Below are 9,883 nucleotides of genomic sequence, written 5' to 3'. Positions count from 1 at the left end.
GCCTCCGCCTCCGCGCGAAGCCGCATCGCCGCCCCCGCGCGGATCGGCGCCGTCCCACCGCGCCCGCCGCATGTCGAGGCGCGGCACATGGCCCTCGGACGCGCGGCTCGCCTCACGCAGAGCTGTGCCCTCCGCGCGGTAGTGGCCCAGCGCCCGCAGCTCGTGGCCCGGGAGCAGCCGACCGTCCGAGCGCACCACGCGCCACCACGGAACCGCACCTCCGTAGAGGGCCATCACCCGGCCGACCTGCCGGGGGCCGCCCTCCTCCAGCCACTCCGCGACGTCCCCGTATGTCATGACCCGCCCCGGAGGGATCAGCTCCGCGACCTCGAGCACCCGCTCGGCGTACTCCGGGTACTCCGGAAGCCCCTGCTCCGGTCCGCTCTCCTCGCTCACCGGTTCGCTCTCCTCGCTCATCCGGACCATCCTGCCGTACCCCACCGACACCGTGACGGGCCCGCGACAGAGTGTGCGGTACGAGACAAACTGAAGCTCGGTGAGCACTTTGCGCCCCCGCATTGCACCCTGATGCCCCCCTCTGTCGGTGTGGCATGCCACCATCGTGCGGGCGGTGACTGGTGATACGAGATCAAGAAGAGGCGACGGAGCAGCAGGATGTGCACCCCGATGAGTCGGCGGGCACCCCTGCGGCCGAGGCGCACCCGGACACCGGTGGGCACTCCCTGAAGAAGCACGAGAAGTTCGAGAAGTCCGGCAAGGGCGAGGAAAAGCCCGGCGGGGACGAGGAAGACGGAAAGCCCGGGACCGGGCAGGAACCACCTACCGCCTTCGTTCCCGATGGCTGCGCCGACGACTGCGCCGACGGCGAGGGAGCACACGCCGACCGCGTCGCCGGTGACGAGCCGCTGCTCGCCGCGCGCGTGCACCGTCCGTCGGACCTGATGCGGCTGCTCATCGGCATCCTCGGGATCGCCGTGGTCCTCGCCATCGCCGCGTTCGCGCACGGCACGACGTCGGGTCTCGCCCAGGACATCGACAAGGGCACGGACCAGGCACCCGACCTCCTGATCAAGTTCGCGGGCCTCACCGCGAGCATCGGCGTCCTGCTCGTCCCCGTCGCGTTCGCCATCGAGCGCCTGGTCAAGCGGGACGGTCTGCGCATCGCGGACGGCGTCCTCGCGGCCGTCCTCGCGCACGGCGTGACGCTCGCCACCGACCTCTGGGTCGCCAAGGCCGCCCCGGACTCCATCCAGGAGGCGCTGACCCGGCCGTCGCCCGGCGATCTGCACGCGCTCACCGATCCCGTGCACGGCTATCTCGCCCCCGTCATCGCGTACATGACCGCCGTCGGGATGTCCCGAAGACCACGCTGGCGCGTGGTGCTGTGGGTGGTGCTGCTGCTCGACGCCTTCACCATGCTGGTCACCGGCTACACGACGCCGTTCTCGATCCTCCTGACGGTCCTGCTCGGCTGGAGCGTGGCCTACGGAACGCTGTACGCGGTCGGCTCGCCGAACGTCCGGCCCACCGGCCAGACGCTGCTCGCCGGTCTGCGCCATGTCGGCTTCCACCCGGTGAGCGCGGCGCGCGAGGACTCCCCGGACAGCGAGCACGGCGACCGCGGCCGCCGCTACTTCGTCACGCTCGAGGACGGCCCGCCCCTGGACGTCACGGTCATTGACCGCGAGCAACAGGCGCAGGGCTTCTTCTACCGCGTATGGCGCAGGCTCACGCTGCGCGGCATCACCCAGCGCCGCAGCCTGCAGTCGCTGCGTCAGGCCCTGGAGCAGGAGGCCCTCCTGGCGTACGCGGCGATCGCGGCCGGGGCCAACGCACCCAAGCTGATCGCCACCTCCGAGCTCGGCCCCGACGCGGTGATACTCGTCTACGAGCACACGGGCGGCCGCACCCTGGACTCGCTGCCGGACGACGCCATCACCGATGAGCTGCTGTGCGACACCTGGCGGCAGGTGCAGGCGCTCCAGTCGCGGCGGATCGCGCACCGCAGGCTCGCCGGTGACGCGATTTTGGTGGATCGTTCCGGCACGGTGATCCTGACCGATCTGCGGGGCGGTGAGATCGCCGCGGGCGACCTGGTCCTGCGGATGGACATCGCCCAGCTCCTGACCGCCTTCGGGCTTCGCGTGGGCGCCGAGCGCGCGGTCGCGACCGCGGTCGACGTGCTCGGCCCCGACACGGTCGCCGACTGTCTGCCGCTGCTCCAGCCCATCGCCCTGACCCGCTCGACCCGGGGCACCCTGCGCAAGCTGGCCAGGGAGCGGTCGCAGCGCGAGCGCGACGCGGTCCTCGAGGCGTCCCGCAAGGACAAGCTGGCCCGCGCGGCAGAGGCGGACGCCACCGCGGCGGCGGAAGCGGCCCAGACCGCCGACGGCGCCAAGGTTCCCGACCGCAAGACCGTGCGCGCGGAGAAGCAGGCCGAGAAGCAGGCGATAGACGTCGCGCTCGAACAGGCCCGCGAGGAGGATCTGCTCACCCAGATCCGCCACCAGGTGCTGCTCATCCGTCCGCAGGCCCCCGTCGAGCCCGCCCAGCTGGAGCGGATCAGGCCGCGCACGCTGATCAGCTTCATCGCCGGTGCCATCGGCGCGTACTTCCTGCTCTCGCAGCTCACCCACGTCGACTTCAACACGATCATCGGCGAGGCCGAGTGGGGCTGGGTCCTGGTGGCCGTGGCGTGCTCGGCGCTGAGCTACTTCGCGGCGGCGATGAGCCTGCTCGGCTTCGTGCCCGAGCGTGTGCCGTTCCTGCGGGCGGTCCAGGCGCAGGTCGCCGGGTCGTTCGTGAAGATCGTGGCGCCCGCCGCGGTGGGCGGCGTCGCGCTCAACACGCGCTTCCTGCAGCGCTCCGGGGTGCGTTCCGGCCTCGCGGTGGCGAGCGTCGGGGCCTCGCAGCTCTTCGGTCTCGGCTCGCACATCATGCTGCTGATGATCTTCGGCTATCTGACCGGCACGGAGAAGACGCCGTCCCTGACGCCGTCCCGCACGGTCATCGCCGGTCTCCTTTCGGTCGCGGTGCTCGTGCTCGTCGTGACCGCGATCCCGTTCCTGCGCAAGTTCGTGGTCACGCGCGTGCGGTCGCTGTTCGCGGGTGTCGTGCCGCGCATGCTCGACGTACTGCAGCGCCCGCAGAAGCTGCTCACCGGCATCGGCGGCATGCTGCTCCTGACGCTCTTGTTCGTGCTCTGTCTCGACGCCTCTGTACGCGCCTTCAGCAGTACGGAGATGACGACGCTGAGCCTGGCGAGCGTCGCCGTGGTCTTCCTCGCCGGCAACGCGCTCGGCTCGGCGGCGCCCACGCCCGGCGGTGTCGGAGCGGTCGAGGCGACGCTCACCTTCGGTCTGATCGCGGTGGGCGTGCCCAAGGACGTGGCGGCGCCCGCGGTGCTTCTGTACCGGCTCCTCACGCTGTGGCTGCCGGTGCTTCCGGGGTGGCTGTTCTTCAACCACCTGACAAGGAAGGGCCTTCTGTAAGAGGGAGGCTCTTCTTCAAGAAGAGCCACGCCTGTTCACGGAAGGCCGAGCCAGCCGTGCGCCCCGTCTGCGCCCCCCGCAGGATGGGAAGCATGCCCCATCTCAAGGCGCGTGCCGCCGCCACCGTCGTCCTGCTGTCTGCGACCGTCGCGGCCTGCGGCGGTGACGGATCCAAGGACTCCAAGGACCTGTCGGCCCAGGAGCTCAGCTGGAAGGACTGCCCCGCGCCCGCTGCCTCCGAAGGCGGCGGTGAGGCACCGTCCCCGCTGCCAGGCGGCGCCGAGTGGCAGTGCGCCACCATGAAGGCCCCCCTCGACTGGGACAAGCCCAAGGGCGACACCCTCGACATCGCCCTGATCCGCGCCGCGGCGAGCGGCAAGGAGGACCGGCGGATCGGCTCGCTCGTCTTCAACTTCGGCGGCCCCGGCGGCTCGGGCGTCACCACGCTGCCCGCCTTCGGAGAGGACTACGCCAAGCTGCGCACCCGCTACGACCTGGTGAGCTTCGACCCCCGCGGCGTCGGCCGCAGCGCGGGCGTGAAGTGCGAGGACGACGAACAGCTCGACGCGTACTTCCAGGAGGACTCCACGCCCGACGACGACGCCGAGCGGAAGAAGCTCGTCGACAACGTGAAGGGCTTCAACGGATCCTGCGAGGAGAACTCCGGCGATGTGCTCCCCCACGTACGCACCACCGACGCCGCCCGTGACATGGACCTGATGCGCCAGGTGCTCGGCGACGACAAGCTGCACTACTTCGGCATCTCGTACGGCACCGAACTCGGCGGCGTCTACGCTCACTTGTTCCCCAAGAAGGTGGGCCGGGCCGTCTTCGACGCGGTCGTCGACCCCACCGAGACGGCCGAACAGGGCTCGCTCGGCCAGGCCGAGGGCTTCCAGCTCGCGCTCGACAACTTCGCCAAGGACTGCACGTCGAAGGCCGAGGACTGCCCCGTCGGCGACACCGAGCAGGACGTCAAGGACAAGATCGCGGGGCTCCTGAAGGACCTTGACGCCAAGCCGCTGCCCGCCCTCCCCCCGCGCGAACTGACGCAGACCGCCGCCACGAACGGCATCGCGCAGTCGCTGTACTCCAAGGACTTCTGGCCGTATCTCACCGAGGGTCTCGACCAGGCGTACGACGGCGACGGCAGGATCCTGATGACGCTCTCGGACTCCATGAACGGCCGCAACGAAGACGGTACGTACAGCAACATCCAGGCCGCCAACATCTCCATCAACTGCGCGGACGACAAGGCGCGCTACACGCCGGAGTACGTCGAGGAGAAGCTCCCCGGGTTCCGTGAGGCTTCGCCGCTGTTCGGCGACTATCTGGCGTGGGGCATGGTCGGCTGCACCGACTGGGCGGTGGAGGGCGCCGCCGACCACCCGGACGTCAGCGCGCCGGACGCGCCGCCCATCGTGGTCATCGGCAACACGGGCGACCCGGCCACGCCGTACGAGGGCGCGAAGAAGATGGCGGACGCGCTTGGCAAGGGCGTCGGTGTCGAGCTGACGTACAAGGGCCAGGGGCACGGGGCGTACGACAGCAAGAACAAGTGTGTGCGGAACGCGGTGAACGGCTATCTGCTCGACGGCACGGTGCCGAAGGAGGGCACGGTCTGCTCGTGACGTGGTGAGGGCCACCCGGGGCGCCCCGGATCACTGTCGGTGGCCCCGCCTACTATGGCTTGACTGTCTTCCGAGGGGGGAAGCGCTCCATGCCGCGTTTCGTACGGTCAGCAGCTCTGGCCGCCGCAGGTGTTCTGGTGGCGGGGCTCGCCGTCGGCTGCGGCGGTTCCGACGGGGACGGGGGCAAGGACGACGCGAAGCCCGCGCCGACCGGCCCCGAGCAGTCGCCGAAGCCCGACGCCTCCTCCACGCTGCCCGCCTCGCTCACCTCCCAGAAGCTCGACTGGGGCGGCTGCAAGGCGACCGGCGGCGACCCCGCGCCCGGCTCCGAGTGGCAGTGCTCCACCCTCAAGGTCCCCTTGGACTACGCGAAGCCGGACGGCGAGACGATCGACGTCGCGCTGATACGCGCCCGGTCCACCGGCGAGGGCAAGCGCATCGGCTCTCTCCTGTTCAACTTCGGCGGGCCCGGCGGCTCCGGTGTCTCCATGCTGCCGTCGTTCGCCGACATGTACGACACGCTGCGCGAGCGATACGACCTGGTGAGCTTCGACCCGCGCGGGGTCGCGGGCAGCGAGGGCGTGCGCTGCCGCAGCGACAAGGAGACGCAGGCCGCTGAGTCCGTCGACCTCACTCCGGACACCGCGGCCGAGGAAGCGGCGTACTTCAAGGACGCGGCCGACTTCGGCGCGGGCTGCGCGCGCGGCTCGGGCAAGCTCCTCAGCCATGTCTCGACGGTCGAGGCCGCCCAGGACATGGACGTGATGCGCCAGGTGCTCGGCGACGACAAGCTGCACTACATGGGCATTTCGTACGGCACCGAACTGGGCGGCACGTACGCCCACTTGTTCCCCAAGAAGGTGGGACGCCTCACCCTGGACGCCGTCGTCGACCCCAGCGCGGACTCGGTGGGCCACGCCAAGAACCAGGCGCGGGGCTTCCAGCGCGCCCTGGACAACTATCTGAAGTCCTCGGGCCAGGACCCGAAGGCGGGCTCGCAGAAGATAGTGCGCCTCCTGAAGCGTCTCGACGCCGAGCCGCTGCCCGGATCGGGCGACCGCAAGCTCACCCAGTCCCTGGCGCTCACCGGCATCACGGTCACCCTGTACAGCAAGCAGAGCTGGCCCGCCCTGACCCGAGGCCTCGAGCAGGCGGAGAAGGGCGACGGGTCGGCACTGCTCCAGCTGGCCGACGCCTACAACGAGCGGGATCCATCGGGCCGCTACAGCACGCAGAGCCACTCGCAGCGCTCGATCTCCTGCCGCGACACCACGGCGCGGACGACTCCCGCGCAGGCGAAGCAGCAGCTCGGCGAGTTCCGCGAGATATCGCCGGTCTTCGGCGAGTTCATGGGCTGGGACACGGCGGGCTGGTGCCATTCCTGGCCGGTGGCCGGACTGCACGACTCCCCCGACGTGAGCGCTGCGGGCGCGGCGCCGATCCTGGTGGTCGGCAACACCGGGGACCCCGCCACGCCCTACGAGGGCGCGCAGAAGATGGCCGACGAGCTCGGCAAGGGCGTGGGCACCATGCTGACCTGGAAGGGCGAGGGGCACGGTGCGTACGGCATGGGCAGCGACTGCGTGGACAGCACGGTCGACGCCTACCTGCTGGACGGCAAGGCACCGAAGGACGGCAAGATCTGCTCATGAGAAAAGGCCCCGCTCACCAGAGGTGAGCGGGGCCTTGCTCCAGCAGGTCAGTACACCGGCTTCTCGGGCTCGATCTGGTTGACCCAGCCGATCACGCCGCCGCCCACGTGCACCGCGTCGCTGAAGCCCGCGGACTTCAGCACGGCGAGGACCTCCGCGGACCGGACACCCGTCTTGCAGTGCAAGACGATCTTCTTGTCCTGCGGAAGGCTCTCCAGGGCGGTGCCCATGAGGAACTCGTTCTTGGGGATCAGCTTGGCGCCGGGGATCGAGACGATCTCCCACTCGTTCTGCTCGCGAACATCGATGATCTCGATCTTCTCGTCCGCGTCGATCCACTCCTTGAGCTGCTTGGGAGTGATCGTCGAGCCGAGCGCCGCCTCCTGGGCCTCGTCGGACACGACGCCGCAGAAGGCTTCGTAGTCGATGAGCTCGGTGACGGTGGCGTTCGGACCGCAGACCGCGCAGTCCGGGTCCTTGCGGACCTTGACCTGGCGGTACTGCATCTCCAGGGCGTCGTAGATCATCAGGCGGCCGACCAGCGGGTCGCCCACGCCGGCCAGGACCTTGATCGCCTCGGTGACCTGGATGGAGCCGATGGACGCGCAGAGCACGCCGAGCACGCCGCCCTCGGCGCAGGACGGGACCATGCCGGGGGGCGGGGGCTCCGGGTAGAGGCAGCGGTAGCACGGGCCGTGCTCGCTCCAGAAGACGGACGCCTGGCCGTCGAAGCGGTAGATCGAACCCCATACGTACGGCTTGTTGAGCAGTACGCAGGCGTCGTTGACCAGGTAACGCGTGGCGAAGTTGTCCGTGCCGTCGACGATCAGGTCGTACTGGCTGAAGATGTCCATCACGTTCTCGGCCTCGAGCCGCTCTTCGTGGAGGATCACGTTCACGTACGGGTTGATGCCGAGGACGGAGTCCTTCGCCGATGCCGCCTTGGAGCGGCCGATGTCGGCCTGACTGTGGATGATCTGGCGCTGCAGGTTCGACTCGTCGACCTCGTCGAACTCCACGATGCCGAGCGTGCCGACGCCCGCCGCGGCGAGGTACATCAGCGCCGGTGACCCGAGGCCGCCGGCGCCGACACACAGCACCTTGGCGTTCTTCAGCCGCTTCTGCCCGTCCATCCCGACGTCGGGGATGATCAGGTGGCGGGAGTACCTGCGAACCTCGTCGACGGTGAGCTCAGATGCTGGCTCGACCAGGGGTGGCAGCGACACGGGGACTCCGTTGGTCGGTTTTTCGGAACAGTGGTTCTGTCCGTAACACTGCCACGCCCTTCTTCATTCCGAGACACCCGTTCCGATGCGCGAGACGATTTCGTCCCAGTACCCGGGCATCGACTCCCACGGGTCGTCGGCTCCCCCACTGTCCACCCGGTCGGTGAAGTAGATCGTCGACGCGCCCTGCCAGCGTGCGATGCGCAGTGCCTCGTCGAGATGACCGCGCGGCATGCCGTGCACGAAGTGGCAGAAGCGCTCGGGCGGATAGTCGGCGGTCCACTCGGCCACCTGTGACCAGCGGTAGTCGCTCCAGGGGCCGGAGAAGGTCACCAACTGGTCGCCGGATTCCGCGTATCCGGGATACGGATGGGTGCCGTGCCCCAGGACGATGTGCGCGTCGTCGCAGAGCGCGCGCAGCGTCGTGACCGTCCTGCGCACCTCCGGGAGCGCGGCGCGCTCGGTGGGGCAGCGGTCCAGCAAGAAGCCGTCGACCTGGTACCAGTCGAGGTAGCGGTGCGCGTCGGAGACGAGCTCCCCGAAGCCGCGTGCGCCGTACGTCACGTCGAGGTGACCCAGAACACGTACGCCCGCGTTGCGCAGCCGCCCCGCCGCCTCCAGGCAGTGCGGGTCGGGCCGGTCTCCCGGCCCCCTGCTCACATTCAGGACGACCCAGTCCAAAGGGGTTCCGGGGCGGGTGAGTTCGGACCATTCGGCGGGGGCGACGAGGGGGTGCGCGAAGCCCGGGATGCCGAAGCGGAGACGTACGTCGGTGTGTGCGGTGCCTGTGGCTGTGCTGGTCAGATGCGGCATGCCGCCTCCATCCAGATGTCGGCGAGTGATTCTTCGAGGTTGATCCGGGGGCGCCAGCCGAGCCGGTCGCGCGCGGTGCGCACATCGGCCTGCTGCCAGCTGCCGCACCCGTCGGGGTAGGGGTAGGCGGCCGGGCTCCCGTGGTCGGATTCGGCGCGGGGGTGCCCGATGGATTGCCGCAGGGCCCCTTGGTCGAGCTCATGCAGGGCTCCGCCGTACCCGGCGACACGCGCCAGGACGGCCGCCGCGTCACGCAGACGTACGGCACGGCCCGCCCCGATGTTCACGATCCCCTGGGCGGCGGAGAGCGAGGCGGCGTGCACGGCGCGCGCCACGTCGCGTACGTCGATGAAGTCACGCTGGACGCCGAGCCCCCCGAGCTTGAGCTCGCCGTCACCGGCCTGCATGGCCCGCCGCATGGCCTCCGCGAGCCGCCCGAGCGGCGATCCGGCCGGGGTGCCGGGCCCGGCGGGCGAGAACACCCGCAGGACGACGGCGTCGAGGCCGGACCCGAGGACCAGCTCGGTGGCGGCGAGCTTGCTGACGCCGTACGGTCCGCCGGGCCTGGGCACGGCGTCCTCGGCGGTGGAGGACCCCGGCTGGCTCGGCCCGTACTCGGCACCGCACCCCAGCTGCACCAGGCGTGCCCCGCATCCGCTGCGGCGCAGGGCCTCGCAGATCGTGGCGACGGCGACGGTGTTGTGCCGGGTCAGCTCGCGGGCGCCGCCTCGGGTGGCGCCCGCGCAGTTGATGACGACGCCCGGGTGCACGGCGTCCAGGAAGCGGGTGAGCGCGCCGGGGCTGCCGCTCGCGAGGTCGAACCGTACGTCCGAGTCGTCACCGCGGCCGAGCGCGGTGAGCTGCACCGCCGGGTCGGCGAGCAGCCGGTCGGCGACGAACCGGCCGAGGTATCCGTTGGCTCCGATCAGCAGCACCCTCATCGGGCGGCTCCCGGCTTGGATTCTCGGATGCTGGGGGTGCTCATCTGGCGTTCTCCTTCAGGGGGTTGCCGTAATTCACGGGGTAAGGCCCGCGGTGTCGGCCCCGCGGGAGAGAGAGACTGCGAGTAGGCCGGGGAGGAACCGGCAGGCGCGACGCCCCGCTGCCGT

7 protein-coding genes are annotated in these 9,883 nt (G+C 70.2%); 3 read left to right on the top strand and 4 right to left on the bottom strand.

Annotated elements, in window-relative coordinates; translation table 11 throughout:
* A partial coding sequence (locus tag ABD378_RS11470; protein ID WP_344520514.1) for an MGMT family protein occupies nt 1-396 on the bottom strand: 396 nt, incomplete at its 3' end.
* A gap of 221 nt (nt 397-617) precedes the next feature.
* Between ABD378_RS11470 and ABD378_RS11465 the strand changes: the two genes are divergently transcribed.
* The 3 genes from ABD378_RS11465 to ABD378_RS11455 all read left to right on the top strand — a co-directional run bounded on the left by ABD378_RS11465 (nt 618) and on the right by ABD378_RS11455 (nt 6,735).
* Entirely contained in the window at nt 618-3,452 is a 2,835-nt protein-coding gene (locus ABD378_RS11465) for a flippase-like domain-containing protein (protein ID WP_425583831.1), read from the top strand.
* 83 nt (nt 3,453-3,535) lie between these two features.
* Nucleotides 3,536-5,083 (top strand): alpha/beta hydrolase, encoded by a 1,548-nt coding sequence (locus tag ABD378_RS11460; protein ID WP_344520511.1) that lies wholly within the window; start codon nt 3,536-3,538, stop codon nt 5,081-5,083.
* A gap of 89 nt (nt 5,084-5,172) precedes the next feature.
* Entirely contained in the window at nt 5,173-6,735 is a 1,563-nt protein-coding gene (locus tag ABD378_RS11455; RefSeq protein WP_344520510.1) for an alpha/beta hydrolase, read from the top strand.
* Between the two features lie 47 nt (nt 6,736-6,782).
* Here ABD378_RS11455 and moeZ read toward each other — a convergent pair whose 3' ends face one another.
* The 3 genes from moeZ to ABD378_RS11440 all read right to left on the bottom strand — a co-directional run bounded on the left by moeZ (nt 6,783) and on the right by ABD378_RS11440 (nt 9,715).
* Complete coding sequence (gene moeZ, locus ABD378_RS11450) at nt 6,783-7,961, bottom strand: adenylyltransferase/sulfurtransferase MoeZ (RefSeq protein WP_344520509.1); 1,179 nt, start codon at nt 7,959-7,961, stop codon at nt 6,783-6,785.
* Nucleotides 7,962-8,024: 63 nt separating this feature from the next.
* Entirely contained in the window at nt 8,025-8,774 is a 750-nt protein-coding gene (locus tag ABD378_RS11445; RefSeq protein ID WP_344520508.1) for a spherulation-specific family 4 protein, read from the bottom strand.
* Entirely contained in the window at nt 8,762-9,715 is a 954-nt protein-coding gene (locus tag ABD378_RS11440) for an NAD-dependent epimerase/dehydratase family protein (protein WP_344520507.1), read from the bottom strand. Before ABD378_RS11440 ends, ABD378_RS11445 begins: the two co-directional genes overlap by 13 nt.
* Between the last annotated feature and the right edge of the window lie 168 nt (nt 9,716-9,883).

The organism is Streptomyces rectiviolaceus (genome assembly GCF_039533825.1).
Lineage (GTDB): Bacteria > Actinomycetota > Actinomycetes > Streptomycetales > Streptomycetaceae > Streptomyces > Streptomyces rectiviolaceus.
The sequence above is the reverse complement of the archived record's forward strand: the minus strand, read 5'-3'. Positions and strand labels throughout refer to the sequence as shown.

What these genes read in the sequence shown, in the direction of transcription:
- ABD378_RS11460 (WP_344520511.1), top strand. Translation starts at nt 3,536, where the DNA reads ATGGGAAGCATGCCCCATCTCAAGGCGCGTGCCGCCGCCACCGTCGTC.
- ABD378_RS11455 (WP_344520510.1), top strand. Translation starts at nt 5,173, where the DNA reads ATGCCGCGTTTCGTACGGTCAGCAGCTCTGGCCGCCGCAGGTGTTCTG.
- ABD378_RS11445 (WP_344520508.1), bottom strand. Translation starts at nt 8,774, where the DNA reads ATGCCGCATCTGACCAGCACAGCCACAGGCACCGCACACACCGACGTA.
- ABD378_RS11440 (WP_344520507.1), bottom strand. Translation starts at nt 9,715, where the DNA reads ATGAGGGTGCTGCTGATCGGAGCCAACGGATACCTCGGCCGGTTCGTC.